The following is a 24,861-nucleotide window of genomic DNA, read 5'->3' as shown; positions in this document are numbered from 1 at the left end:
CCGGCACCAGCTTCCTACCATCGGAGTCTTCAGAATGTCGCGCCTGCCCGGATCTCACGCCGCAATGGACCAGTTGCTGTCCACTCTCGATCTGGAGAAGCTGGAGGAAAATCTCTTTCGCGGCAGCAGCCCGCAGGTCGGCTGGCAGCGCGTCTTCGGCGGCCAGGTGATCGCGCAGGCGCTGATGGCGGCGCAACGGACGGTCCCCGAGGACCGCTTCGTCCACTCCCTTCATGCCTATTTCATCCGCCCGGGAGATCCTTCGGTGCCGATCGTCTACCAGGTGGACCGGATACGCGACGGCTCAAGCTTTGCAACCCGCTGGATCGTGGCGATCCAGCACGGCCGGCCGATCTTTTCCATGTCGGCGTCTTTCCAGGTGGAGGAAGGCGGCCTCGACCATCAGGTGCCGATGCCTGCCGTCACGCCGCCAGAGGAACTGATGGGGGAGAAGGAGTTCAAGGAACTCTTCCTCGTCCAGGCGCCCGAGGTCGTGCGGAAATACTGGAGCCAGGACCGCCCGATCGAGATACGCCCGGTCTCGCTCGTGCATTATCTCACCAAGGAGAAGCTCGAGCCGCGGCAGGATATCTGGGTGCGTGCCGTCGGCGCGGTCCCGGCGGACCGGCACTACCAGGCATGCATCCTCGCCTACCTTTCCGACATGACGCTACTCGACACCTCGCTCTATCCCCACGGAACGTCGATCTTCAATCCGAAGCTGCAGGTGGCGAGCCTCGACCACGCCATGTGGTTTCACCGACCCTGCGCGATGGACGACTGGCTGCTCTATACCCAGGACAGCCCGAGCGCCTCGGGGGCCCGCGGCATGACGCGTGGCGGCCTCTACACGCGCTCCGGAACGCTCGTTGCGTCGGTCGCCCAGGAAGGTCTGATTCGTAAACGGGCAGATGAATAGATATTCGGCGTATTTTTTTCGCTGATCAGTTTTTGGGCAATAGCTGCCGAAAAATGTGCCGTCCGTAGGGGCGGAACAAGTTTTTCCTCCAGTAATCAGGTATTTAGTTAATCGTACCCCAGTCTGGCACGGCCTTTGTATCTCCTCCCTCAGTCGCCTCGGCTCGCCGTCGGCGATCAGGGTATTCGGCTCCGGCCGAACTAACAGAGGATGGGAAAGCCAGATGAAAATCGTGATGGCCATTATCAAGCCGTTCAAGCTGGACGAGGTGCGGGAAGCCCTCACAGCCGTCGGTATCCAGGGCCTGACCGTTACCGAAGTCAAAGGTTACGGGCGGCAGAAGGGGCATACCGAGATCTATCGCGGAACCGAATACGCCGTGAGTTTCCTGCCGAAGCTGAAGATCGAAGTGGCCGTGCCCACGGACCTCGTCGACAGGGCCGTGGACGCCATCGCCTCGGCTGCCAAGACGGGCCAGATCGGCGACGGCAAGATCTTTGTCTATTCGATTGAACAGGCCGTGCGCATCCGGACGGGCGAAACCAGCACAGATGCGCTTTAACGAACGGCTGATTGGGGAGCTACCAATGCAATTTTCCAGATTCACCACCTCGCTAGGCCGCCTGGGCGCCTTCATCGCGGGCCTGATGGCACCGGTCGTCGCGTTCGCGCAGGAGGCTGCCGCACCCGGCGTCGAAGCCGCCGCGACCGCTCCGGTCCCGGACAAGGGCGATACCGCCTTCATGTTCATCTGCACGCTTCTCGTGCTGTTCATGCTGATGCCGGGCCTCGGCCTGTTCTACGGCGGCCTCGTGCGCGCCAAGAACATGCTGTCGGTCCTGATGCAGTGCACCGTCGTCGGCGCCTGCATGATGCTCATCTGGGTCATCTACGGCTATTCCTTCGCCTTCGGCGGATCGGAAAGCGCCTTCTTCGGCGGCACGGCAAAGATGTTCCTGTCCGGCGTGTCGATGGATTCGACGGCTGCAACCTTCTCGGATGCGGTCATCCCCGAATACGTCTTCATGATGTTCCAGATGACGTTCGCGTCGCTGACGCCGGCCCTGATCGTCGGCGCCTTTGCCGAGCGCATCAAGTTCTCGGCCGCCGTGCTCTTCTGCATTCTGTGGGTGACCTTCGTCTACTTCCCGGTCGCGCACATGGTCTGGGATGCCAACGGCCTGCTCTTCAACATGGGCGCGCTTGACTTCGCGGGCGGCACGGTCGTGCACATCAACGCTGGCGTCGCCGGTCTCATCGGCGCGATCATGATCGGCAAGCGCATCGGCTACGGCAAGGACATGATGGCTCCGCATTCGATGACGCTCACGCTCGTCGGTGCAGCCATGCTCTGGCTCGGCTGGTTCGGCTTCAACGCGGGCTCCAACCTGGAAGCTTCGGGCGGCGCGATGCTTGCTGCGGTCAACACCTTCCTGGCGACCGCCGCGGCCATCCTATCCTGGTGCGTCGTCGAGACGTTCACCCGCGGCAAGGCCTCCATGCTCGGCGCCGCGTCCGGCATGATCTCCGGCCTCGTGGCGATCACCCCGGCCGCCGGTATCGCCGGACCCATGGGTGCCATCGTCATGGGCATCCTCGTCTCGCCGATCTGCTACTTCTTCATCGCCGTGATCAAGAACAAGTTCGGCTATGACGACACGGCGGACGTCTTCGGCGTTCACGGTGTCGGCGGGTTCTTCGGCGCCCTGGCAACGGGTATCTTCGCGTCCTCGTCGCTCGGCGGCATCGGCTATGCCGAAGGCGTCACCATGGGCGGCCAGTTCATGACCCAGCTGACGGCTTCCGTCATCACCATCGCGTGGTGCGGTATCGGCTCGGTGATCCTCTACAAGATCGTCGATGTCATCGTCGGCCTGCGGGTCAGCCCGGAAGCGGAGCGCGAAGGTCTCGATCTCGCCTCCCACGGCGAAGCGGCCTACCACTCCTGATAACCACACCTGCGGCGGTCCTCCGGGATCGCCGCAGAACATCCCGTCGCGGCGGCTACGGCTGCCGCATTTGCCCGGACCAGCGGTCCGGGCTTTTTCGTTCCGGGAAGGCGGGCTTCCCGGCGCCGGCATCGTGGTTAAAGACGCGTTAACCACCGTCGCGCTACCCTGCGACCAACGTGGTGGCGTGCGACATTCGCAACCGCCATCCTCGACGATTGTTGGCACGGCGGAAAGCGTAATGGGTAGAAGTACTTCGGCGGCAATGGGAAGCGGGACGGCCCGCGCGATGCTGATGGCCTTCGTCATACGGCAGGCGATGGCGCTGGCGGGTTTCGGGATTTTCCTCGGGCTGGGGCTTGCGATCGCGGCACTTTCCACCTGGAATGTCGCCGACCCCAGTTTCTCCTATGCAACCGACAACGAACCCACCAACCTGCTCGGCCACGCGGGTGCGGCCTTCGCCGACCTGATGATGCAGTTCCTCGGTCTGTCGAGCCTCGTGACGCTGCTGCCGATCCTGGCCGTCGCCCTGGCGCTGATCTCCGGGCGGGAGTTCAATCGCATCCCGGCAAGGCTTGCGGCATGGGGTGGCGGCACTCTGCTTGCATCCGCCTCGCTCGGCTGCTTTCCAGCGCCGCTGACCTGGCCGATCCCGAACGGCATCGGCGGCGTGATCGGGGACATGATCCTTCGCTTCCCGGCCCTGTTCGTCGGCGCCTATCCGACCGGTACGCTCGCGACCATTCTCGGTATCCTGTTCGCGGTGCCGGCCGCCTGGCTGCTGCTTTTCGCCTCGGGCCTGGTTGGAGAAGCCTTCGAGGACGACGACGAAACCCATGTGCCGCCTCAGCAGTCACGGGCGCGGGCGCGTTCGCAGATCGATGAGGACGATGACGAGGACGAGGGCGGTTTCGTCGGCTTCCTGGCGCTCGGCGCGCTGGCCCATTACTGGTACATCGCACAGGCGCGCGTCCGGCGGCTCTTCGGCGTCAGGCAGGCGAGCCGGAGCTTCGACCAGCCTTACGATTTCAACGACGACGAGTTCGGCACGCTGAACGAGCCCGTGCGCGCCAAGGTGCCTGCATCCGGTACCGGTCGCATCGAGCCGTCTCTGGATGGGGGCGCCCGCCGGTCGATCGTGACGCCGCCAATGGCTCATGACGATGACGACGACCTGGATGACGAACCCATGGTCCGGCCGGCCGGCATCCTTTCGGACGACGACGTTCCCTTCGCCGCGTCCAGCCGCCCGTCGGCTCCCGGCGGACGCGTCCAGCCCCGCGTCGCCGCACCGCCAGCCCCTCCGAAGCCCAGCGCCCGCGTCGCCCGTGAGGCGCAGGCAACCTTCATCGATTCGGAAGGCTTCCAGCTGCCTTCGGTCCACCTTCTTGCCGAACCGAAGGCCGTGGCGCGCGACGCGACCCTCTCTGCCGACGCACTCGAGCAGAACGCCCGCATGCTCGAAGGCGTCCTGGAGGATTTCGGCGTGAAGGGCGAGATCATCCATGTCCGCCCCGGCCCGGTGGTCACGCTCTACGAACTGGAGCCAGCACCCGGCATCAAGTCATCGCGCGTGATCGGCCTTGCGGACGACATTGCCCGTTCCATGAGCGCGATCGCCGCGCGCGTCGCCGTCGTGCCGGGCCGCAACGCGATCGGCATCGAACTGCCGAACCGCACCCGCGAGACCGTCTACCTGCGCGAGATGATCGGTTCGAAGGACTTCGAGGCCAGCAAGGCAAAGCTTGCCATGGCCCTCGGCAAGACGATCGGCGGGGAGCCGGTCGTCGCCGATCTCGCCAAGATGCCGCACCTCCTGGTCGCGGGTACCACCGGCTCCGGTAAGTCGGTTGCCATCAACACGATGATCCTTTCGCTGCTCTACCGCTACACGCCGGAAAAGTGCCGCCTGATCATGATCGATCCGAAGATGCTGGAGCTTTCCGTCTATGACGGCATCCCGCATCTCCTGTCGCCGGTCGTCACGGATCCGAAGAAGGCCGTGGTCGCGCTCAAGTGGACCGTCCGCGAGATGGAAGAGCGCTACAAGAAGATGTCGAAGATCGGCGTGCGGAACATCGACGGGTTCAACAGCCGCGTCGAGCAGGCGCTGGCGAAGGGCGAGGTGCTCACCCGTACCGTCCAGACCGGCTTCGACCGCCAAACGGGCGAGGCGATCTACGAGACGGAGGAATTCGACCTCCAGCCGATCCCCTATATCGTCGTCATCATCGACGAGATGGCCGACCTTATGATGGTCGCCGGCAAGGATATCGAAGGTGCCGTGCAGCGTCTTGCGCAGATGGCGCGTGCGGCCGGCATCCACGTCATCATGGCGACGCAGCGTCCCTCGGTCGACGTCATCACCGGTACCATCAAGGCCAACTTCCCGACCCGCATCTCCTTCCAGGTGACGTCGAAGATCGACAGCCGCACCATTCTCGGCGAGCAGGGTGCCGAGCAGCTCCTCGGCATGGGCGACATGCTCTACATGGCCGGCGGCGGGCGCATCCAGCGCGTCCACGGACCCTTCGTGTCCGATACCGAAGTGGAGGAAATCGTCGCCTACCTGAAGACGCAAGGGGCGCCGCAATATCTCGAGGCCGTCACGGCGGACGAGGACGAGGAGATGGACGGCATGGGGCCGGCCGGGACCGGCAACCTGTCGGACTCCGACGACCCATACGACCAGGCGGTTTCCATCGTCCTGCGTGACGGAAAGGCTTCGACTTCCTATATCCAGCGACGACTTGGCATCGGCTACAACCGCGCCGCTTCGCTGATCGAGCGAATGGAGCAGGAGGGACTGATCGGTCCCGCGAACCATGCCGGCAAACGAGAAATACTGGTGCCCACCGAAAGCGACATTCTGGAACGCTGAGGATCGGTGGCGCGTTGTCATCAAGCCGCCGCCTTTTGATCACAGAAGGCGGTGGAAGGAGAACACAAAATGAAGAAAAAGACCGCCTGCTCCCCTCTTCCAGGCGATATCAGCCGCCGGTCCTTCGCGGCCGGGTTGGTAGGGCTCGGCCTCTCGGCCATGCTGCCCTCGACGGGCGCGGCGCAGGGTGCCGGATCGGCTGCGGCACAGAGGATTGCCGACCATTTCTCGTCGGTGAAGACCATGATGGGCGAATTCGTCCAGTTCGGCCCCCGCGGCGAGCAGACAGGCGGCAAGTTCTTCATCGAGCGCCCGGGCAAGCTGCGCTTCAATTTCGAGGATCCGTCTCCCGTTCGCGTCATCGCCGACGGCAAGAACGTCGTCATCGGCAATACGAAACTGAAGACATGGGACCTCTACCCTCTCTCGAAGACGCCGCTCAGCCTGCTGCTTGCCGAACGGATCGACCTGTCGCACCAGATGGTCCGCGGCGTGCGCGAGGAGCCCGACCTCACCACCATCGTGCTGGGCAACAAGACCATCTTTGGGGATTCGACCATCACGATGATGTTCGATTCCAAGACCTATGAACTGCGCCAGTGGACCATTACCGACGCGCAGAACAAGGACACTTCGGTGATGATCTACAACGTCAAGAACGGCGTCGGCTTCGACGAGCGGGTGTTCCGCATTCCCTATGACGAGGTCCGCAAGCTCTAGGCTGGTGGCGGAATGTCGCCATCAGGCTTTTTCGCTTCACCGCCCGGCTGAAATCCCATAAACCTCCGGCATCCCGCCCGAGGTTTATGAATGACATTCTCCATCACCACCTGGAACATCAATTCGGTGCGGCTTCGCATGCCCATCGTCGAGCAGTTCATCGTCCGCCACCAGCCCGACATTCTCTGCCTGCAGGAGATCAAGTGCCAGGAGCACGAGTTCCCGCTGCAGCCGCTGAAGGACCTCGGCTACCAGCATGTCATCATCCACGGCCAGAAGGGCTATCACGGCGTGGCGATCGCCTCGCGCGTTCCGCTCGTCGAGGATCATCGGCAGAACTATTGCGGCGTGGGCGACGCCCGCCATATCTCGGCTATCTTCCAGCGCGGCTCGCGCCGCATACGGCTGCATAACTTCTACGTCCCTGCGGGAGGCGACGAGCCGGACCGGACGGTGAACCCGAAGTTCGGGCACAAGCTGGATTTCGTCGAGGAAATGAAGGGCCTGAAGGCAGACCTCACGCCGGGCATCTCCTCGATCCTTGTCGGCGATCTCAACATTGCGCCGCTCGAGCACGACGTCTGGTCGCACAAGCAGATGCTGAAGATCATCAGCCACACGCCCGTCGAGACCGAGGGTCTGCTGGAAGTAATGGCCAGGGGCAACTGGCTCGACCTCATGCGCCAGCACGTGCCGGAGACGGAAAAGCTCTATACTTGGTGGAGCTACCGCGCCAAGGACTGGGCGGCCGCCAACAAGGGCCGCAGGCTCGACCACATCTGGTCGTCACACGATCTCGGTCCCTTCCTGGACCGCATCGATGTCCTGAAGGAAGCCCGCGGCTGGAACCAGCCGTCCGACCATGTCCCGGTCACGGCGGTGTTCCGGTTCTGACGGCTAGCTGAAGCGGCCCCGAAGGCCGACTGCGGCGCTTGCCATGGCGACGATGCTGTCGCGGATGCGTGCTTCCACCATTCCCCCGACCTGCGGGTATTCCTCCAGCAGGCGGTGGAAGAGCGTGCGCGTCACGCGCAGTACCTCCGCGTCCTCCACGGCGACCGCCGTGAACTTCCGCTCCACCATTGTCACCAGCGCAAGCTCCGAGAGAAGCGTGCCGGGCACCGCCACGTCATGCAGGCGCGCGGTTCCGCGGTCCGTCGCGTAGAGTTCGAAAGTGCCGCGGGCGACGACGAAGGCGCATTCGGCAGGCGATCCCTCGCGGAACAGTTCCTGTCCAGCGGCAATCGCACGGCGCTCCGCTCCGAAGGCGAGGAGCCGCAGCTGGTCCTCGTTCAGTTCCCGGAACAGGGTCACCTGGGAAAGGAGGCGGATGTCGTCGCTGAGTGCCATCGAATTCCTTACGGGACGATCTTGTAGCCGCCGTTCTCCGTCACCAGGATCTCGGCGCTGGATGGGTCGCGCTCGATCTTCTGGCGCAGGCGGTAGACGTGGGTTTCGAGCGTGTGGGTGGTCACTCCGGAGTTGTAGCCCCAGACTTCCTCCAGCAGCACGTCGCGGGTGACGACCTTCTGGTCGGCGCGGTACAGATAGCGGATGATCGCCGCTTCCTTTTCCGTCAGCCGGATCTTCTTGCCGTCCTCGGTGGTCAGCAGCTTCTGGCTCGGCTTGAAGATATAGGGGCCGACCGTGAACGTCGCGTCCTCGCTCTGCTCGTACTGGCGCAGCTGCGCGCGGATGCGGGCGAGGAGCACGGCGAAGCGGAAGGGCTTGGTGATGTAGTCGTTGGCGCCAGCCTCGAGCCCGAGGATCGTGTCCGAATCGGTATCATGCCCGGTCAGCATGATGATCGGGGCCTTGAAGCCGTTCTTGCGCAGCAGCTTGACCGCTTCGCGCCCGTCCATGTCGGGAAGCCCGACATCCATGATGAGCAGGTCGACCTGGCTTGACTTCGCCACCTGCATCGCCCCGGTGGCGTTCGGCTCCTGCAGGAGCAGGAATTCGTCGTAAAGCGACAGCTGCTCGGAAAGCGTCTCGCGCAGGTCGTCGTCGTCATCTACCAGCAATATCGTCCGGACTGCCATGTGCATCTGCCTCTCATTCTTCGCGCCAAGGGTCCTACGGCGGTTGACGGTAATTAGATCAGGCACTTGATCTAATTCGCATCGTGCTATGATTTCAAACCAAATCATATTCAAAGCAAGAATTCGTGAGAAAGATGGCCGATTTCGACAGGCACGGGCGCTCGCAAGCGGGTATCGTCACCGTCCGGGCAGCCCCAGGCAACGGTTCCCGGGCCATTTTATCGTTCGGCGGCCTTACGATCCCGGCGGCGCTCGGCCGGTCCGGACGCACCGCCTTCAAGCGGGAAGGAGACGGCGCGACGCCGATCGCGGCGATGCGGGTTCTTTATGGCTTCACCCGCGGCGACCGGGTGAGGTCGCTCGTGACGCCCCTTGCCATGCGACGCATCAGGAAGGACATGCTCTGGTGCGATCAGCCGGATCACCCGGGCTATAACCGCCCGGTTCGGGCACCGTTTCGCCCCAGCCACGAAGAGATGATGCGCGCGGACGGTCTCTACGACATCTGCCTGGTGCTCGACTGGAACATGACCTCGCGGCGACGCAACCGGGGGTCTGCAATCTTCTTTCACCTGATCCGACCCGGTTACGAACCGACGGCGGGCTGCATCGCCGTCAGCCTGAGCGACATGCGGCGGCTGATCCCGCACCTGCGCCGGGGAACGATCGTCCGCGTCCTCTAGGTGTGACCTGCTGTCGCACAACCGTAATAGTGGGCCCCTAGTGTCCGGCGGAACGCAACAACCGCCAGCAGGAGGCAGCCATGACCGACGAACTCTGTCCGAGGATCTTTCCGACCACCCAGCTTGAGGAGGCCGATGGTGACGGTCGTAACGCCAGCGCCAATCCGACGATGGGCGAGATCGTCAGCCGGCGTTTTTCCCGCCGCAGCTTCCTTCAGGGGTCGCTTGCCGTCTCGGCCATCGCGGCAACGGTGAGCCCCGTCGCCCTGATGACCGCTGACAAGGCGCGTGCCGCCTCGGGCTCCGCCTTCTCCTTCCCGGAAGTGGAAGCCGGCGTCGATGCCCGTCATCACGTGGCGGAAGGATATGACGCCGATGTCCTGCTGCGCTGGGGAGATGCCCTGTTCCCTGATTCCCCTGACTTCGATCCGGCGAACCAGAGGGCGGAGGCCCAGGCCCGGCAGTTCGGCTACAACAACGACTATGTCGGCTTCATCCCGATCGACGGCGCCGCCGATCACGGGCTGCTCGTGGTCAATCACGAATACACCAACCCGCACCTGATGTTTCCGGGCCTCGTGACGGTCGTCGACGGCAAGGTCGAGCAGGGCCCGCTCAGCAAGGAACAGGTCGATATCGAGATGGCGGCCCATGGCGGCACCATCGTCGAGATCCGCCGCGTCGACGGCAAGTGGCAGGTGGTGCGCGACGGCGCCAGCAACCGCCGCATCACCGTCGACACCGAGATGCAGCTCACCGGGCCGGCAGCCGGCCACGACCGGCTGAAGACCTCGGCCGACAGCACCGGCACCAGGGTCATCGGAACGTTCAACAACTGCTCTGGCGGCGTTACCCCCTGGGGCACCTACATCATGGCCGAGGAGAACTTCCACGGCTACTTCATGGGCGATCTCCCGGCCGGCCATACGGAAGCCGCAAACTATGAACGCTACGGCGTCCCGGAAGGCAGCTACGAATGGGGTCGCTTCTATGACCGCTTCGACCTCTCCAAGGAGCCGAACGAACCTAACCGTTTCGGCTGGATCGTCGAGGTCGATGTCGAGGACCCGAATTCGGTGCCGAAGAGGCGCACGGCGCTTGGCCGCACCAAGCACGAGGGCGCGGAGTCGATCGTCGCGAAGAACGGCAAGGTGGTCTTCTATCTGGGCGACGACGAGCGCTTCGACTACGTCTACAAGTTCGTGACCGACGGTACCTACAATCCGGATGATCGCGCCGCCAACATGGACCTTCTCGACAACGGCACCCTCTATGTCGCCAGGTTCGAGGAGGATGGCAGCATGGAATGGCTGCCGCTCGTGCACGGCGAGGGTCCGCTGACGGTCGGGAACGGGTTTGCCAGCCAGGCCGATGTCGTCATCGAGACCCGCCGCGCCGCCGACCTGCTGGGTGCTACGAAGATGGACCGTCCGGAGGACGTCCAGCCGAACGAGGTCAACGGCAAGGTCTACGTCATGCTGACCAACAATACCAAGCGCAAGGCGGACGAGGTCGACGGTGCCAACCCGCGTGCCGAAAACGCCTTCGGACACATCATCGAGATCGCCGAAGCCGACGGTGATTTCACCGCAACCTCGGGCAAGTGGGAAGTTCTGTTGAAGTGCGGCGATCCTGCCGTCGCCGAAGTCGGCGCGACCTTCTCGACCGATACCACGAAGAACGGCTGGTTCGGCATGCCGGACAATTGCGCGGTGGATTCCGCCGGCCGCCTCTGGGTCTCGACTGACGGCAACAACAACAAGGCGACCGGACGCACCGACGGGCTGTGGGCCGTCGATACCGAAGGGGAGGCGCGGGCGACGTCGAAGCTGTTCTTCCGCGTACCGGTGGGCGCCGAACTCTGCGGGCCGCTGTTTGCGCCGGACGACGAGACCGCCTTCGTGGCCGTCCAGCATCCGGGCGACGGCGGCGAGGAATGGGATGGCCACGGCCGTCCGTCCTACTATGAGGATCTCTCCACCCGCTGGCCGGATTTCAAGGACGACATGCCGGTGCGTCCCTCGGTGCTGGCCATCACCAGGATCGGCGGCGGCAAGATCGCCGTCTGATCCTCTGCTTGCAAGGCGCGCGTCCCGCGGGAAACCCGGGGCGCGCGCGCGGCACTCTACCGTAACGAACGCGGCGTCACGAAACGCGCCAGCACGCCGGAGTCCGGTTCGACCTGCCCCCAGTCCGTCACGGCAAAGTCGATTACGACGATTGCGGCCGTCGGATATTTCTCCGCGAGCGCGTCGCGCGCTTTGGCGTCGCCCTTACCCACCAGCATCAGCGCCAGGTCCTGCAGGCCGGGATTATGGCCGATCATGAGCAGCGTAGAGGGCCGGTCGCCCACCGCGCGGATCGTGTCGAGCAGCGTAGAGGCCGAGGCCTCGTAGATTTGCGGGCTTATCCGCGTCTCGATTTCGCCGGGCAGGGCTTGCCTGACCAGATCCCAGGTCTGAATCGTGCGGCGCGCATCGGAAACGAGCACGAGGTCCGGGACGAGATGTTCCCGCGCCATGAAGGCGCCCATGGCGGGCGCTGCCTTTTCGCCGCGCTCCGCCAGCGGCCGCTCGTGGTCCGGCACCCCGTCGGGCCAGGCGGATTTCGCGTGCCGGAGCAGGAGCAGGCGGCGCGGGCTGTTCGGGAGTTCTCCGCCGGATATTTGGGACATGTTCTCACCTGCATCTTGTCACGCCCTCACGGCCATATGGAGCCCGAGACTGGACGGACCAGCCTCTGCGGGTGAACCGGGAGCGTGGACATGAAGAAGCCGCCGACACTGGCGCATCGGCGGCTTCGGTTTGAAACGATCAGGCGCGGTCGCCTAGTTCCACTCGCGGATGTCCACGAAGTGTCCGGCCACCGCTGCTGCGGCCGCCATGGCGGGCGAGACGAGATGGGTGCGGCCCTTGTAGCCCTGGCGGCCCTCGAAATTGCGGTTCGAGGTGGAGGCGCAGCGCTCTTCCGGCTTCAGGCGGTCGTCGTTCATGGCCAGGCACATGGAGCAGCCGGGTTCGCGCCACTCGAAGCCGGCGTCCTTGAAGATCCTGTCGAGACCTTCGGCTTCCGCCTGTGCCTTGACGAGACCCGATCCCGGGACGACCATCGCCGAGACGGTCGGGGCGACATGCCGGCCTTCCAGCACCTTGGCGGCGGCCCTCAGGTCCTCGATACGGCCGTTCGTGCACGAGCCGATGAAGACGCGGTCGATCGCGATGTCGGTGATCCTGGTGCCCGGCTTCAGGCCCATGTAGTCCAGCGCCCGCCACTTGGAAGTGCGCTTCGTCTCGTCCTGGATCTCGTCCGGGTTCGGAACGACGCCCTGTACGGAAATGACGTCTTCCGGGGAGGAGCCCCAGGAGACGATCGGCGGCAGGTTGGCCGCGTCGAGCACGACGACCTTGTCGAAATGCGCGCCTTCGTCCGTGTGCAGCGTCTTCCAGTAGTCCAGCGCCATGTCCCAGGCCTTGCCCTTGGGTGCGCGGGGCTTGTCCTGGATATAGGCGAAGGTCGTTTCGTCCGGCGCGATCAGTCCGGCGCGCGCGCCGCCCTCGATCGTCATGTTGCAGATCGTCATGCGGCCTTCCATCGACAGCGAGCGGATTGCCTCGCCGGCGAATTCGATGACATGGCCGGTGCCGCCGGCGGTGCCGATCTCGCCGATGATGGCGAGAATGATGTCCTTGGCCGTCACGCCCTCGGGAAGCTTCCCGTCGACGCGCACCAGCATGTTCTTCGCCTTCTTCTGCACCAGCGTCTGGGTGGCGAGCACATGCTCCACCTCGGACGTGCCGATGCCGTGCGCCAGCGCCCCGAAGGCCCCGTGGGTCGACGTATGGCTGTCGCCGCAGACGATCGTCATGCCCGGCAGGGTGAAGCCCTGCTCGGGACCGACGATATGGACGATGCCCTGACGCTTGTCCTTTTCCGAATAGTATTCCACGCCGAAGTCGCGGGCGTTCTGCGCCAGCGCTTCGACCTGGATGCGGCTTTCCTCGTTCTTGATGCCGATATGGCGGTCAGGCGTGGTCGGAACGTTATGGTCGACGACCGCGAGCGTCTTTTCCGGGGCGCGCACCTTGCGGCCGGCCAGGCGCAGTCCCTCGAAGGCCTGCGGGCTCGTCACCTCGTGCACGAGGTGGCGGTCGATGTAGAGAAGACAGGTTCCGGTCTCGTCCTGGCTGACGACGTGGTCGTCCCAGATCTTGTCATAGAGGGTACGGGGTGCGCTCATGGCTGCCATCCATTGCAGGGAATATGCGAATTAGGGAATCCGGCACGTATCGCTGCCGGGGACGAGCATGGATCGGCTCAGCGAAGTCGGCTGGTCAGAGCGCCATGGATGCGCGCGAAAAACCGTGCCGGCAGACGCTTGTGGTCCTGCAGCACGATGAACTGGTTCGCGAGGCATCCGAATTTCGATCCCATGGCGCCCTATTAGCAGTTTTGCGGCGGCCGTTCAATATGACCGGTTTTTGCCGGGGGGAGCGCGGGCAACAAAAAAGGCGACCCGTGGGCCGCCTTCTCGATGTCCGGTGGGACGAAGCTTATTCTGCAGAAGCCTCTGCAGCCTTTGCTTCTTCCGCTGCCTTTGCCTCGGCGGCTTCCGCTGCTGCCTTCTCGGCTGCAAGCGCCTGGGCGGCTGCTACCTTCTCGGCCTCGATGCGTGCCTTTTCCTCGATGATCGCAGCGCGCTCGGCTTCGTTCAGCTTGCGGGCGCGGGTGCCGGTGTTCTCGACGATACGGGCCGACTTACCGCGACGATCGCGCAGGTAGTAGAGCTTGGCGCGACGGACCTTACCGCGGCGGACGACTTCGACGCTTTCGACGAGCGGCGAGTAGACCGGGAATACGCGCTCGACGCCTTCGCCGTAGGAAATCTTGCGGACGGTGAAGCTCTCGTTGATGCCGCCGCCGGAACGGGCGATGCAGACGCCTTCATAGGCCTGTACGCGGGTACGGTTGCCTTCGCGAACGCGGACGTTCACGCGCAGGGTGTCGCCGGCGGAAAATTCCGGCAGCTTGCGCTGGGCTTCGATCTTGGCGGCCTGTTCGGCTTCCAGTTCCTGGATGATGTTCATTGTCAAACCTTTCCGTTCTTCTGAAACAGCCAGAGCGCTCGATGATCGTCCTTCGGCCGGGCCTCCGGAGTGTGTCCCTTGCGGGACAAGAGCGGGTTCGCCATTCTTTCTTGCTGGTCGACGGGGAGATCGCGCGCAGGCGCGGAGCCCCATGTCCGGGTGCGCCAATACACCAAAGAAACCGGTTTGTCATCATCTGCGGCCTAGATTCTGGCGGCGTAACGCTTCGCCTGCCACTTGCCTTGTCGTCGCAGCTGCTGCCCGCTATGTGCTGTCGCCAGGCCAAGGGGGAATTCCATGACAATCCTAACGATGCTGCTGCTGTTCGTCTCGGCGTTTTTCGCGGGCGTGGTCAATGCCATCGCCGGCGGCGGCACCTTCCTGACCTTCGGCGCGCTCACGGTTGCCGGCATGCCGCCGATCACCGCCAATGCCACGTCGTCGATCACTCAGTTTCCGGGCTACATCACCTCGACGCTCGCCTACCGGGACGAGATCGCAAAAAGCTGGAAAAGCGCCATCGCGCTGTCGATCGTCTCCGTTATCGGCGCCACTGGGGGATCGCTGCTCCTCCTGTCGCTGGACAATCCCTCTTTCCGCCAGATCGTTCCCTGGCTGCTGGCCGCGGCGACGATCATCTTTGCCGCCGGACCGTGGCTTAAGCCGAAGGCCAGTGCCGGAAAGCCGGTCAATTCCAAGACGAGCGTCGTCGCCCAGTTCTTCACCTCGATCTATGGCGGCTTCTTCGGGGCGGGAATGGGCATCATGATGCTCGCCATGCTCGGCATCACGTCGGGCGGCACCTATCACCACCTCAACGCCCTGAAGAACCTCCTGTCGATCCTGATCGCCGCCGTGGCGATCGTCATCTTCGTCGGCGGCGGCGTCGTCGCCTGGCCGCAGGCGCTGGTGATGATCCCGGGCGTCGCGCTCGGCGGCTATTCGGGCGTCTGGATGGCGCGGCGCGTGTCACAGACGGCCATGCGCGTCATCGTCGTCGCGGTGGGCATCGCGCTCACCACCTATTATTTCGTGACCGGCTGACCGATCCGCCCGAGATGGGTGTCCTGGAAGCCGGTCCGGTACTTCAGGCCGTAGCCCAGCGCCCGGTCGAGGAAGATGTGGAAGGCCCAGATCAGGGCTACCGGAACGGCCAGTTCCCACGCGGCCAGGTAGCCGATGAGAAGCAGCAGCCCCACACCGATGAGGCTGTGCACCGCGTTGTAGGAGATGGCGCCAATCCTGGGTCCGAAGATGTAGCCCAGCATGGACAGGTCGGGCACGAGGACGAGGATCAGGAAAAGCCACCATCCGGCGTCCCAGTGCCAGTAGGCCGCCAATGCAGCCAGTGCGAGGCAGGCGTTTTCCAGGCGCAGGAACATCGTCATCGGTCAGTCCTTGCTTTGGGACCTCAACAGGTCGGGCCGGCGCTCACCGGTCAGCTTCAGAGCCTGCTCGCGGCGCCACTTGTCGATTTCGGCATGGTTTCCGGAGGTCAGCACGGGTGGGATCTCGCGGCCCTCGAAGACCTGCGGACGGGTATAATGCGGATGTTCGAGCAGTCCGTCCTCGAAGCTCTCGTGGGTGCCGGAAAGGGCATTGCCCATCACGCCGGGCAGGATGCGCACCACGGCGTCGAGGAGCGTCAGTGCGGCCGGTTCGCCGCCGGAGAGGATGTAGTCGCCGATCGAGACTTCCTCGAGCCCGCGCGCATCGATGACCCGCTGGTCGACGCCCTCGAAACGACCGCAGACGATCACGACGCCGTCGCCGGCGGCCAGTTCCCGGACGCGCTTCTGCGTCAGCGGCCGACCGCGGGGGCTCATCAGCAGGCGCGGGCGGCTGTCGTCCGCCGACAACTGGTCGATGGCCTTGGCGAGGATATCGGGCTTGAGCACCATGCCCGCCCCGCCGCCTGCCGGGGTGTCGTCCACGGTTCGATGGCGGTCCTCGGCAAAGTCGCGGATCTGCACCGGCTCGATCGACCATTGCCCGCGCTCCAGCGCCTTTCCGGCGAGCGAGAATGCAAGGTGGCCGGGAAACATTTCCGGATAGAGGGTCAGGACCGTTGCGCGGAAGGTCATGGCGCTTCGCCGGGGCCTCCGCCGCGCCGGCCCTTGCCGGGCTGGCGATCCTCTGGGTCCTCGATGAGGCCTGCCGCCCGCGGATCGATCAGGATGCGTCCACCCTCGAGATCGATCTCCAGCACGGCTGTCTCGGAAAAGGGGATGAGGACGGGTCGGCGGCCGGGGCCCTTCAGTTCCAGCAGGTCGCCGGCGCCGAAATCGAAGACGCCGGTCACCGTGCCGTAGCTGGTGCCGTCTCCGTCGACGGCCTCCAGGCCTTCAAGGTCAGCGTAATAGAATTCGTCGTCTTCGAGCTCTTCGTCGGGCAGGTTCTCCCGCTCGATGTAGAGTTCAAGGCCGCCGAGCGCCTCGGCCGCATTGCGGTCGTTGATGCCCCGGAAACGGACGATCACGACGTTCTTGGCTTCACGAATCTCGAGGATTTCGAAGACCCGGCCATCCTTGCTGTGCAGGCTCCCGTAATCGCCGAGTGCCATGGGATCGGCCGTGTAGGCGCGCACCCGCACTTCGCCGCGCAGGCCCTGGGCCGCGCCGATCGTCGCCATGAGGATGGGGTTCTGGAGCTTCGTCATGCGCATATTCCGGTGGTTCAGGCGCTTTTACCGGCAGCCGGGGCAAATGGAAACAGAAAACGGGCGGCACGTCCCCGTGCCGCCCGTTCTTCCGCGAGATGCGGATCGGCCTTATTCGGCGGCAGCTTCGGCAGCGGCAGCCTTGGCGTCTTCGGCCTTCTGGGCCTTCTCGGCGGCGCGTTCCTGGGCCTTCTTGCCCGGCTTTGCCTTTTCCGGGTTGCTGCGGGTGTCGCGCTGGGCAACGCCGGCTTCGGCCAGGAAGCGCAGGACGCGGTCGGTCGGCTGGGCGCCCTTGGCGATCCATTCCTGGATGCGCTCGACGTTCAGTTCGACGCGCTTGTCGTTGTCCTTCGGCAGCATCGGGTTCCAGGAGCCGAGCTTCTCGAGGAAGCGGCCGTCGCGCGGAGCGCGGGCGTCGGCAACGACGACGTGGTAGTAGGGGCGCTTCTTGGAGCCGCCGCGGGCGAGACGAATCTTCAGGGTCATGTTCTTACTCCTTGGTCTTTCTTGAGGCCGCCGTCCGGCGGGCTGTATGGTTCAAGCGGGTTGTTTCGTGCCGCCGTGCTCGGCGGCGATGGCTTCATGGTGCCGGATCACTTCCCTGATCACGAAGTTCAGGAATTTTTCCGCGAAATCCGGGTCCAGATGAGCGTCGTTCGCCAGGCGGCGAAGGCGTTCGATCTGGTATTCCTCGCGCGCCGGGTCGGCCGGCGGCAAATCGTACTGGGCCTTCAGGAGGCCCACTTCCTTGGTGCAGCGAAAGCGCTCGGCGAGTATGTGCACGAGCGCGGCGTCGATGTTGTCGATCGACTGGCGCAAACTTGCGAGCTTCTGCTTTACGTCTTCGGCCATGGTCTCCCTCACTTCTTCTTCGGCAGGCCCGGAAGCCCCGGGAACCCGCCGCCAAGGCCGGGCAGTCCGCCCATGCCCGGCAGTCCTGCGCCCGGCATCGAGCCCGGCTTGAAGCCGGCGGCTTCGGCCTGCTTCTGCAGCGCCTCGAGCTGCTTGGGGTCGAGCTTCGAGAGGTCCGGCATGCCACCCAGACCGCCCATTCCACCCATGCCGCCAAGGCCCATCTTTCCGGCAAGCCCACCCATCATCTGCTTCATCATGCCGCCGCCCTTGCCCTTGCCGCCCATGGCCTTCATCATGTCGGCCATCTGGCGATGCATCTTCAGCAGCTTGTTGATCTCGGCCGCATCCGTGCCGGAACCGGCGGCGATGCGCTTCTTGCGGGAATGCTTCAGGATGTCGGGATTGCTGCGCTCGGCCCTGGTCATCGAGGAGATGATGGCGATCTGGCGGTCGAAGACCTTGTCGCTCATCCCGGAGGCGGCCAGCTTGTCCTTCATGCCGGCCATTCCCGGCATCATGCCCATGATGCCGCCCATGCCGCCGAGCGACTTCATCTGGCGCAGCTGCTCGGCGAGATCGTTCAGGTCGAACTTGCCCTTGGCCATCTTCTCGGCCATGGCGCGCGCCTTCTCGGCGTCGATGTTCTCGGCGGCCTTCTCCACGAGCGAGACGATGTCGCCCATGCCGAGGATGCGGTCGGCGATGCGGCGGGGATGGAATTCCTCCATCTCCGTCATCTTCTCGCCCGTGCCGATCAGCTTGATCGGCTTGCCGGTGACGGCGCGCATCGAAAGGGCCGCGCCGCCGCGGCCGTCGCCGTCCATGCGGGTGAGCACGAGGCCGGTGATGCCGACGCGTTCGTCGAAATTGCGCGCCAGGTTGACGGCGTCCTGGCCGGTCAGGCTGTCGGCAACGAGCAGGATTTCGTGCGGGTTCGCCTTCCGCTTGATCTCCGCCATCTCGACCATCAGCGGCTCGTCGATATGCGTGCGGCCGGCGGTGTCGAGGATGACGACGTCATGGCCGCCGAGCTTGGCGGCCTGCACGGCGCGCGCGGCGATGTCGGTGGGCGACTGGCCGGCGATGACCGGCAGCGTGTCGATCCCGGTCTGGGCGCCGAGCTGCCGCAGCTGTTCCTGGGCGGCGGGACGTCGCGTGTCCAGCGACGCCATCAGCACCTTCTTCTTGTCGCGGTCCGTCAGCCGCTTGGCGATCTTGCCGGTGGTCGTCGTCTTGCCCGAGCCCTGGAGGCCGACCATCATGATGACGACGGGAGCGGGCGCGTGCAGGTCGATGCCGACCCCTTCGGAGCCCAGCATCTCGACCAATTCGTCATGGACGATCTTGACGACCATCTGGCCGGGCTTGATCGACTTCACGACGGCGGCGCCGACCGCCTTCTCGCGGACCTTGTCGGTGAACGAGCGGACGACCTCGAGCGAAACGTCCGCCTCGAGCAGGGCACGGCGAACCTCGCGCAGCGCGGCGGAGACATCCGCCTCGCTCAGTGCGCCACGGCCGGTCAGTCCATTCAGAATGGAGCCAAGTCGGTCCTGGAGGTTTTCAAACATCCGTGTCTTCCTTCTTCGTTTCCGGGTGCCGGAAACGTCGGGTCTTTCCGCGTCGAAAACAAGACGCCCGCAAACGGGCAAAGCCAAAAAGCACCCGAGGGCGCATCGCGCTGTCGGGTGTTGACCTCCGGGCTCGTCGTTCGGCCCCGGTCGGCGGCTCCAAGTCTCGTAACTTGTCAGCAGATGGCCGCGATTAACAGGAAACGGCCGGGAAAGTCAAGCTCGGGCGGGCTCGTCACTTTTCCGGGAGGGCTCCCCTCAAACTTGCGGCCGTCGGAGGCCCACCATATAGATGGGAACATGAACCGTCGCAATTTCCTCAAATGGTCCGGTCTCGCGGCCCTTGCCGCGCTTGCCGGGGGCGTCACGGCAGGGACCGCCATGGCAGGCAACAGATACTATTCCGGACCCGCCAGCGACCATTTCGACGGGAAGCTCTTCTTCAATCCGGGCGGGGAAGAGCCGGGTGGTCTCCTCAACCTGATCCGCTGGAAGATCGCCAACGGCAGCAAGGCCTGGCCGGAAAGCTTTCCCAGTCCCTTCCCGCAGGCGGTCCCGGAAGAGCGCGTGTCCGGTGATCGGCTCGTGGTCACCATGGTCGGCCACGCCTCCTTCCTCATCCAGGTCGCCGGGCTCAACATCCTGACCGATCCCGTCTGGGACGAGCGTGCAAGTCCCCTCAGCTTCGCCGGCCCCCGGCGCGTCAACCGGCCGGGCATCAACATGGGCGACCTGCCGCCCATCGACCTCGTCATCGTGACCCACAATCATTACGACCACATGGATCTGGAAACCCTTTGGGTCCTCCAGGGTCGTGACAGGCCGCGCCTCGTCACGCCGCTCGGCAATGACGAGATCATCCGCGGCCGCGTTGCCGATGCCCGCTTCGACGTGATGGACTGGGGCGACCGGCTGGAAATCGGCCAGGGCGTCGCCCTGCATTGCGAGCCCTGCCACCACTGGTCGGCCCGGGGGCTCGGCGACCGGCGCATGGCGCTCTGGGCCGCTTTCGTCATCGAGACGCCGGCCGGCAAGGTCTACCATGTCGGCGATACCGGCTTCCACGGTGGCATCAACTATCGCGCCGCAAGCGAGAAGCACGGCGGCTTCCGTCTCGCCAACCTGCCCTTCGGCGCCTACGAGCCGCAATGGTTCATGAAGGCGCAGCACCAGAACCCGGACGAAGCCGTGGAGGGCATGCTCCTGTGCAATGCCGCGCACGTCGCGGGGCATCACTGGGGGACGTTCCAGCTCACCGACGAAGGCATAGAGGAGCCGGTCGAGGCGCTGCATGCGGCGCTCGACAAGCGCAGCCTGCCGCGGGACCGGTTCCGTCCGATGCGGCCAGGCGAAGTCTTCGAGGTTCCGGCAGCTGCTGTCTAACCCTTCAGGGGGATGAATCCGGGGGTGGATCTCAACAAAATGAATGACTTGGCATCTTCAGGATTCACGTCAGCCGAAGGTGGTGGATACTTGGCCTGCTTCCGTTGCCGGAGTGTTTCGCGAGACGTTCGCGGGCAGGCGGGAGCCGGCGCCCTGTTCCAATGCCGTAACGTGCGGTGAGGGCAGGGAGGTGAAAGGCATGGCGGAGCATTCCAGGATGTTGCCGCCTATCAAGCCTCCCCCGGGTCGCCAAGCCCGGTTCGGTTCAGCCGTTCAAGCGCAGGAGCGATCCTGCGTGCAGTGAGGCGAGACGATCACCTGTAGGGACCGGAAGTCCCGAAAGAACGCCGAAGGCCACGCACATGCGGAGCCACACATAAATACTTTGAGAGGTTTCGCATGTGCGTGGGCTCTCCTTGACAATAACTCCAACCGCGCCGGCACCCGGTAGCGGTGGCGAAGCATGTCCGCGCTCTGGTAATTACCCGCCTTTTCCGCCATATACGGCCGGAAGCGGCACGGCCCAACGGGATCGAAGGCAATGGCACAACTGGTCGAATTCGCGAAGATGAACGGGCTTGGCAACAAGATCCTCGTCGTCGACATGCGCAGCCGGCCGGACAAGGTGAGGCCGGAGGCGGCGATCGCCCTCAATGCCGATCCGCGGACCCGGTTCGACCAGATCATGGCGATCCACGATCCGAAGGCGCAGGGTACGGACGCCTGGATCGACATCCTCAATTCGGACGGCTCGAAAGCGCAGGCCTGCGGAAACGGCACGCGCTGCGTGGTCCAGGCGCTCGCCGCCGAGACGGGCCGCAGGGCCTTCACCTTCCAGACGGTCGCCGGCATCCTGAATGCCGAGGAGCACGAGGACGGCACCATCTCCGTCGACATGGGCAGGCCCGTCTTCGACTGGGACCGTATCCCGCTTGCCGAGGAATTCGCCGACACCAGCCGCATCGAGCTGCAGATCGGCCCGATCGATGCGCCCGTCCTGCATTCGCCCTCCGCCATGTCGATGGGCAATCCGCATGCCGTCTTCTGGGTCGATCGCGACCCGATGACATTCGATCTGGAGCGCTTCGGGCCGCTTCTCGAAAATCATCCCATGTTTCCCGAGAAGGCGAACATCACGCTGGCCCAGGTGACGTCGGGCAATTCGCTTCGCACCCGCACCTGGGAGCGCGGCGCCGGGCTGACGCTCGCCTGCGGTTCGGCCGCCTGCGCAGCCGCGGTCTGCGCCGCCCGCACGGGCCGCACGGGGCGCATCGTCACCATCGACGTCGCATCGGCGCCGAGCCGCCAGCCGCTGGTCATCGACTGGCGCGCCGACGACCATGTGGTGATGACGGGTCCCGCCGAATGGGAATGGTCCGGAAAGCTCGACCCGGCGACGGGCGCCTTCATCCGAGACGAGGAGCCGGAGGCAGGGGTGCAGTGAGCGGCGTCGACGTCATCACATTCGGTTGCCGGCTGAACACCTACGAGTCCGAAGTGATGCGGGCCGCGGCCGAAAAGGCCGGCCTGAACAATGCCGTGCTCGTCAATACCTGTGCCGTCACCGCGGAGGCGGTGCGCCAGGCGCGCCAGGCCATCCGCCGGGCCCGTCGCGACAATCCGCATGCCCGCATCATCGTCACCGGATGCGCGGCACAGACCGAGAAACAGGTCTTCGCCGAAATGCCGGAAGTCGATGCCGTGCTCGGCAACGAGGAGAAGCTGACGGCCGCCTCCTACCGCGCGCTGCCCGATTTCGGGGTCTCGGCGGAAGAGAAGCTGCGGGTCAACGACATCATGAGCGTCAGGGCGACCGCGCCGCAGATGGTAAGGCACATCGACGGTCACGTGCGCGCCTTCATCCAGGTCCAGAACGGCTGCGACCACCGTTGCACCTTCTGCATCATCCCCTATGGCCGCGGCAATTCCCGCTCGGTGCCGATGGGCGCCGTGGTCGACCAGGCCCGCAAGCTCGTCGAGGGCGGCTACCGCGAAATCGTGCTGACCGGCGTCGACGCCACGAGCTACGGCGCCGATCTTCCCGGCCAACCGACGCTTGGCCTGCTTGCCAGAACCCTTCTCAAGCAGGTGCCTGAAATCCTGCGCCTTCGCCTGTCGTCGATCGACAGCATCGAGGCGGACGACCACCTCTGGGACCTGATCGCCGACGAGCCTCGCTTCATGCCGCATCTGCATCTTTCGCTGCAGCACGGCGACGACCTGATCCTGAAGCGCATGAAGCGCCGGCACTCCCGCGCCGACGCGCTCGCCTTCGTCGAACAGGCAAGACGCCTTCGTCCCGACATCGCCTTCGGGGCCGACATGATTGCCGGCTTTCCGACCGAAACGGAAGAGATGGCCGAGAATGCGGCGACGCTTGCGGAGGAGGCGGGCCTCGCCTTCCTGCACGTCTTCCCCTACAGCCCGCGGCCGGGCACGCCGGCGGCGCGCATGCCGCAGCTCGACCGCCGTCTCGTCAAGGAGCGTGCCGCGAAGCTTCGGGCGCGGGGCGAGGCTCTGCACCGGGCCCATCTCGATCGCATGATCGGAAGCGAGCAGACGATCATCGTCGAGATGAACGGCATGGCGCATACGGAGAATTTTTCGCTTGTTGCCGCGCCCGGGCTTGTTCCCCGCGAGGTCAGGCGCGTTATCATTACCGGGCACAACGGCAAACATCTGGATATGGAGGTTGCGTCGGCTCTCGCCGCGTAACCGGATCGGAATTCATGGCAATAGGCTTCATCAAAAAGGTCTTCACCTTCGGCAAGGAGAAGCCGGCCGGGGAACAGGAACCGGAAACGCAGCTGACGCCGGCGGAAGCCGCGGCGATCGACGCGGAATCGGAACCGCATCCGCGCAGCGAAGACCTGCCGGTTTCGCCGGTCGATCCGGTCGCGCCGCTCGAGATCGAGACGGCCGGCGGCCCGGCGGACGATGCGCGGGATATCGACCAATCGGTCGAGGTCGAGGCGGTAGAGGACGACGCGCGCGAGGACGAACTGTCTCCGCTCCTCCCGGTCGCCGAGGAGAATACCGAAATCGGCCTCGTGCCGCTATCGCTGCTCGAGGCGGAGAGCGAAGCCGGCACGGAGAGCTCGCCGGTGCCGGAGCCGGTCCTGCCGAAGGGTTTCACCACCCGCGCCGAAGAGCCGCCGGAAGTCGAGGTCGAAGCGCCGCGGATGAGCTGGTACCAGCGTCTGCGCGCCGGGCTGGCGCGGACCTCGTCCCAGCTCACGGGCCAGATCGCCGCCCTCTTCACCAAGCGCAAGCTGGACGAGGAGACGCTGGAGGACCTGGAAGACCTGCTGATCCAGTCCGACCTCGGCGTGGAGACCGCGATGCGCATCACCGGGGCGCTCTCGGCCGAACGCTACGGCAAGGACGTGACCGGCGAGGATGTGTCGCGCATCATGGCCGCCGAGATCAGCAAGGTCCTGTCGCCGGTCGCAAAGCCGCTTCAGCTCGACCTCAATCACAAGCCGCATGTCATCCTCGTCGTCGGCGTGAACGGCACCGGCAAGACGACCACGATCGGCAAGCTGGCCGCCAAGCTTTCGCGCTCCGGGCTGAAGGTCATGCTCGCCGCCGGCGACACCTTTCGCGCCGCGGCGATCGAGCAGCTGAAGATCTGGGCCGACCGCACCGGCTCGGAATTCATCGGCACGAAACTCGGGGCCGATGCCGCGGGGCTCGCCTATGATGCCTACGAGCAGGCGCGGGCGAGGAAGTCGGACGTGCTGATCATCGACACGGCAGGCCGCCTGCAGAACAAGGCGGAGCTGATGGCCGAACTGGAGAAGATCGTCCGCGTTCTCGGCAAGCTCGATCCCGAAGCGCCGCACACGGTGCTGCAGACGCTTGACGCCACGACCGGCCAGAATGCCCTGCAGCAGGTGGAGATCTTCCGCAACGTCGCCGGCGTCACCGGCCTGATCATGACCAAGCTGGACGGTACTGCGCGCGGCGGCATCCTCGTCGGGATTGCGGCAAGGCACAAGCTTCCGGTCTATTTCATCGGCGTCGGCGAAGGGGTCGACGACCTGGAACCCTTCGAGGCCGACGATTTCGCCAAGGCCATTGCCGGCCTGACCCATTGATGCCACAGAAGG

At 64.8% G+C, this 24,861-nt stretch carries 24 protein-coding genes; 13 read left to right on the top strand and 11 right to left on the bottom strand.

The window, feature by feature from the left end; all coding sequences use genetic code 11:
* The first annotated feature begins 34 nt into the window (after positions 1–34).
* The 6 genes from tesB (at position 35) to ACWGPT_RS12275 (ending at position 7,366) form a co-directional block, all read left to right on the top strand.
* Positions 35–919, top strand: a complete 885-nt coding sequence (gene tesB, locus ACWGPT_RS12300) for an acyl-CoA thioesterase II (protein ID WP_452605891.1) — start codon at positions 35–37, stop codon at positions 917–919.
* 223 nt (positions 920–1,142) lie between these two features.
* Complete coding sequence (locus ACWGPT_RS12295; RefSeq protein WP_452605890.1) at positions 1,143–1,481, top strand: P-II family nitrogen regulator; 339 nt, start codon at positions 1,143–1,145, stop codon at positions 1,479–1,481.
* A gap of 25 nt (positions 1,482–1,506) precedes the next feature.
* Entirely contained in the window at positions 1,507–2,868 is a 1,362-nt protein-coding gene (locus ACWGPT_RS12290) for an ammonium transporter (RefSeq protein ID WP_452605889.1), read from the top strand.
* Between the two features lie 241 nt (positions 2,869–3,109).
* The gene (locus ACWGPT_RS12285) at positions 3,110–5,752 is read left to right on the top strand and encodes a DNA translocase FtsK (protein ID WP_452605888.1); all 2,643 of its coding nucleotides are present in this window, start codon (positions 3,110–3,112) and stop codon (positions 5,750–5,752) included.
* Positions 5,753–5,821: 69 nt separating this feature from the next.
* Complete coding sequence (locus ACWGPT_RS12280) at positions 5,822–6,472, top strand: outer membrane lipoprotein carrier protein LolA (RefSeq protein WP_452605887.1); 651 nt, start codon at positions 5,822–5,824, stop codon at positions 6,470–6,472.
* A gap of 90 nt (positions 6,473–6,562) precedes the next feature.
* The gene (locus tag ACWGPT_RS12275) at positions 6,563–7,366 is read left to right on the top strand and encodes an exodeoxyribonuclease III (RefSeq protein WP_452605886.1); all 804 of its coding nucleotides are present in this window, start codon (positions 6,563–6,565) and stop codon (positions 7,364–7,366) included.
* Positions 7,367–7,369: 3 nt separating this feature from the next.
* On the opposite strand, the gene ACWGPT_RS12270 is transcribed toward ACWGPT_RS12275, so the two are convergent.
* Entirely contained in the window at positions 7,370–7,822 is a 453-nt protein-coding gene (locus tag ACWGPT_RS12270) for a cyclic nucleotide-binding domain-containing protein (protein ID WP_452605885.1), read from the bottom strand.
* Positions 7,823–7,830: 8 nt separating this feature from the next.
* Positions 7,831–8,514, bottom strand: coding sequence for a response regulator transcription factor (locus tag ACWGPT_RS12265; RefSeq protein WP_452605961.1), 684 nt, complete (start codon positions 8,512–8,514; stop codon positions 7,831–7,833).
* Positions 8,515–8,648: 134 nt separating this feature from the next.
* Between ACWGPT_RS12265 and ACWGPT_RS12260 the strand changes: the two genes are divergently transcribed.
* Both ACWGPT_RS12260 and ACWGPT_RS12255 read left to right on the top strand, forming a co-directional pair.
* The gene (locus tag ACWGPT_RS12260; RefSeq protein ID WP_452605960.1) at positions 8,649–9,197 is read left to right on the top strand and encodes a L,D-transpeptidase family protein; all 549 of its coding nucleotides are present in this window, start codon (positions 8,649–8,651) and stop codon (positions 9,195–9,197) included.
* A gap of 80 nt (positions 9,198–9,277) precedes the next feature.
* Positions 9,278–11,266, top strand: a complete 1,989-nt coding sequence (locus ACWGPT_RS12255) for a PhoX family protein (protein ID WP_452605884.1) — start codon at positions 9,278–9,280, stop codon at positions 11,264–11,266.
* A 56-nt stretch (positions 11,267–11,322) separates the two neighbouring features.
* On the opposite strand, the gene ACWGPT_RS12250 is transcribed toward ACWGPT_RS12255, so the two are convergent.
* The 3 genes from ACWGPT_RS12250 to rplS form a co-directional block, all read right to left on the bottom strand.
* The gene (locus ACWGPT_RS12250) at positions 11,323–11,871 is read right to left on the bottom strand and encodes a SixA phosphatase family protein (RefSeq protein ID WP_452605883.1); all 549 of its coding nucleotides are present in this window, start codon (positions 11,869–11,871) and stop codon (positions 11,323–11,325) included.
* 153 nt (positions 11,872–12,024) lie between these two features.
* Positions 12,025–13,434, bottom strand: a complete 1,410-nt coding sequence (gene leuC / locus ACWGPT_RS12245; RefSeq protein WP_452605882.1) for a 3-isopropylmalate dehydratase large subunit — start codon at positions 13,432–13,434, stop codon at positions 12,025–12,027.
* Between the two features lie 313 nt (positions 13,435–13,747).
* The gene (gene rplS / locus ACWGPT_RS12240) at positions 13,748–14,281 is read right to left on the bottom strand and encodes a 50S ribosomal protein L19 (protein WP_452605881.1); all 534 of its coding nucleotides are present in this window, start codon (positions 14,279–14,281) and stop codon (positions 13,748–13,750) included.
* 297 nt (positions 14,282–14,578) lie between these two features.
* On the opposite strand from rplS, the gene ACWGPT_RS12235 reads away from it, so the two are divergent.
* Positions 14,579–15,325: a sulfite exporter TauE/SafE family protein gene (locus tag ACWGPT_RS12235; RefSeq protein WP_452605880.1), complete on the top strand. Its 747-nt coding sequence runs from the start codon at positions 14,579–14,581 to the stop codon at positions 15,323–15,325.
* Here the strand turns inward: ACWGPT_RS12235 and ACWGPT_RS12230 are convergent.
* The 6 genes from ACWGPT_RS12230 to ffh form a co-directional block, all read right to left on the bottom strand.
* The gene (locus ACWGPT_RS12230) at positions 15,307–15,669 is read right to left on the bottom strand and encodes a DUF4260 domain-containing protein (RefSeq protein WP_452605879.1); all 363 of its coding nucleotides are present in this window, start codon (positions 15,667–15,669) and stop codon (positions 15,307–15,309) included. The two genes, ACWGPT_RS12235 and ACWGPT_RS12230, sit on opposite strands and share 19 nt — an antisense overlap.
* A 3-nt stretch (positions 15,670–15,672) precedes the next feature.
* Positions 15,673–16,365: a tRNA (guanosine(37)-N1)-methyltransferase TrmD gene (trmD, locus tag ACWGPT_RS12225; RefSeq protein ID WP_452605878.1), complete on the bottom strand. Its 693-nt coding sequence runs from the start codon at positions 16,363–16,365 to the stop codon at positions 15,673–15,675.
* Positions 16,362–16,940 carry a ribosome maturation factor RimM gene (gene rimM, locus ACWGPT_RS12220; RefSeq protein WP_452605877.1) on the bottom strand — a complete coding sequence of 193 codons (579 nt, stop codon included), beginning with the start codon at positions 16,938–16,940 and terminating at the stop codon, positions 16,362–16,364. Before rimM ends, trmD begins: the two co-directional genes overlap by 4 nt.
* Positions 16,941–17,051: 111 nt before the next feature.
* Complete coding sequence (gene rpsP / locus ACWGPT_RS12215) at positions 17,052–17,426, bottom strand: 30S ribosomal protein S16 (protein ID WP_452605876.1); 375 nt, start codon at positions 17,424–17,426, stop codon at positions 17,052–17,054.
* Between the two features lie 51 nt (positions 17,427–17,477).
* Complete coding sequence (locus tag ACWGPT_RS12210) at positions 17,478–17,792, bottom strand: chorismate mutase (protein WP_452605875.1); 315 nt, start codon at positions 17,790–17,792, stop codon at positions 17,478–17,480.
* Positions 17,793–17,800: 8 nt separating this feature from the next.
* Positions 17,801–19,366 (bottom strand): signal recognition particle protein, encoded by a 1,566-nt coding sequence (ffh, locus tag ACWGPT_RS12205; RefSeq protein ID WP_452605874.1) that lies wholly within the window; start codon positions 19,364–19,366, stop codon positions 17,801–17,803.
* A 300-nt stretch (positions 19,367–19,666) separates the two neighbouring features.
* Between ffh and ACWGPT_RS12200 the strand changes: the two genes are divergently transcribed.
* The 4 genes from ACWGPT_RS12200 to ftsY all read left to right on the top strand — a co-directional run bounded on the left by ACWGPT_RS12200 (position 19,667) and on the right by ftsY (position 24,849).
* Positions 19,667–20,749 carry an MBL fold metallo-hydrolase gene (locus ACWGPT_RS12200; protein WP_452605873.1) on the top strand — a complete coding sequence of 361 codons (1,083 nt, stop codon included), beginning with the start codon at positions 19,667–19,669 and terminating at the stop codon, positions 20,747–20,749.
* Between the two features lie 541 nt (positions 20,750–21,290).
* Positions 21,291–22,193 (top strand): diaminopimelate epimerase, encoded by a 903-nt coding sequence (gene dapF / locus ACWGPT_RS12195; protein ID WP_452605872.1) that lies wholly within the window; start codon positions 21,291–21,293, stop codon positions 22,191–22,193.
* Positions 22,190–23,464, top strand: a complete 1,275-nt coding sequence (mtaB, locus tag ACWGPT_RS12190) for a tRNA (N(6)-L-threonylcarbamoyladenosine(37)-C(2))-methylthiotransferase MtaB (protein WP_452605871.1) — start codon at positions 22,190–22,192, stop codon at positions 23,462–23,464. Before dapF ends, mtaB begins: the two co-directional genes overlap by 4 nt.
* A 14-nt stretch (positions 23,465–23,478) precedes the next feature.
* Positions 23,479–24,849 carry a signal recognition particle-docking protein FtsY gene (gene ftsY, locus ACWGPT_RS12185; RefSeq protein ID WP_452605870.1) on the top strand — a complete coding sequence of 457 codons (1,371 nt, stop codon included), beginning with the start codon at positions 23,479–23,481 and terminating at the stop codon, positions 24,847–24,849.
* Positions 24,850–24,861 lie beyond the last annotated feature (12 nt).

The organism is Pseudorhizobium sp. NPDC055634 (genome assembly GCF_053618655.1).
The sequence above is the reverse complement of the archived record's forward strand: the minus strand, read 5'-3'. Positions and strand labels throughout refer to the sequence as shown.

Coding starts and splice junctions, on each gene's coding strand:
- tesB (WP_452605891.1), top strand. CDS start 35: ATGTCGCGCCTGCCCGGATCTCACGCCGCAATGGACCAGTTGCTGTCC.
- ACWGPT_RS12295 (WP_452605890.1), top strand. CDS start 1,143: ATGAAAATCGTGATGGCCATTATCAAGCCGTTCAAGCTGGACGAGGTG.
- ACWGPT_RS12290 (WP_452605889.1), top strand. CDS start 1,507: ATGCAATTTTCCAGATTCACCACCTCGCTAGGCCGCCTGGGCGCCTTC.
- ACWGPT_RS12285 (WP_452605888.1), top strand. CDS start 3,110: ATGGGTAGAAGTACTTCGGCGGCAATGGGAAGCGGGACGGCCCGCGCG.
- ACWGPT_RS12280 (WP_452605887.1), top strand. CDS start 5,822: ATGAAGAAAAAGACCGCCTGCTCCCCTCTTCCAGGCGATATCAGCCGC.
- ACWGPT_RS12275 (WP_452605886.1), top strand. CDS start 6,563: ATGACATTCTCCATCACCACCTGGAACATCAATTCGGTGCGGCTTCGC.
- ACWGPT_RS12270 (WP_452605885.1), bottom strand. CDS start 7,822: ATGGCACTCAGCGACGACATCCGCCTCCTTTCCCAGGTGACCCTGTTC.
- ACWGPT_RS12265 (WP_452605961.1), bottom strand. CDS start 8,514: ATGGCAGTCCGGACGATATTGCTGGTAGATGACGACGACGACCTGCGC.
- ACWGPT_RS12260 (WP_452605960.1), top strand. CDS start 8,649: ATGGCCGATTTCGACAGGCACGGGCGCTCGCAAGCGGGTATCGTCACC.
- ACWGPT_RS12255 (WP_452605884.1), top strand. CDS start 9,278: ATGACCGACGAACTCTGTCCGAGGATCTTTCCGACCACCCAGCTTGAG.
- ACWGPT_RS12250 (WP_452605883.1), bottom strand. CDS start 11,871: ATGTCCCAAATATCCGGCGGAGAACTCCCGAACAGCCCGCGCCGCCTG.
- leuC (WP_452605882.1), bottom strand. CDS start 13,434: ATGAGCGCACCCCGTACCCTCTATGACAAGATCTGGGACGACCACGTC.
- rplS (WP_452605881.1), bottom strand. CDS start 14,281: ATGAACATCATCCAGGAACTGGAAGCCGAACAGGCCGCCAAGATCGAA.
- ACWGPT_RS12235 (WP_452605880.1), top strand. CDS start 14,579: ATGACAATCCTAACGATGCTGCTGCTGTTCGTCTCGGCGTTTTTCGCG.
- ACWGPT_RS12230 (WP_452605879.1), bottom strand. CDS start 15,669: ATGACGATGTTCCTGCGCCTGGAAAACGCCTGCCTCGCACTGGCTGCA.
- trmD (WP_452605878.1), bottom strand. CDS start 16,365: ATGACCTTCCGCGCAACGGTCCTGACCCTCTATCCGGAAATGTTTCCC.
- rimM (WP_452605877.1), bottom strand. CDS start 16,940: ATGACGAAGCTCCAGAACCCCATCCTCATGGCGACGATCGGCGCGGCC.
- rpsP (WP_452605876.1), bottom strand. CDS start 17,426: ATGACCCTGAAGATTCGTCTCGCCCGCGGCGGCTCCAAGAAGCGCCCC.
- ACWGPT_RS12210 (WP_452605875.1), bottom strand. CDS start 17,792: ATGGCCGAAGACGTAAAGCAGAAGCTCGCAAGTTTGCGCCAGTCGATC.
- ffh (WP_452605874.1), bottom strand. CDS start 19,366: ATGTTTGAAAACCTCCAGGACCGACTTGGCTCCATTCTGAATGGACTG.
- ACWGPT_RS12200 (WP_452605873.1), top strand. CDS start 19,667: ATGAACCGTCGCAATTTCCTCAAATGGTCCGGTCTCGCGGCCCTTGCC.
- dapF (WP_452605872.1), top strand. CDS start 21,291: ATGGCACAACTGGTCGAATTCGCGAAGATGAACGGGCTTGGCAACAAG.
- ftsY (WP_452605870.1), top strand. CDS start 23,479: ATGGCAATAGGCTTCATCAAAAAGGTCTTCACCTTCGGCAAGGAGAAG.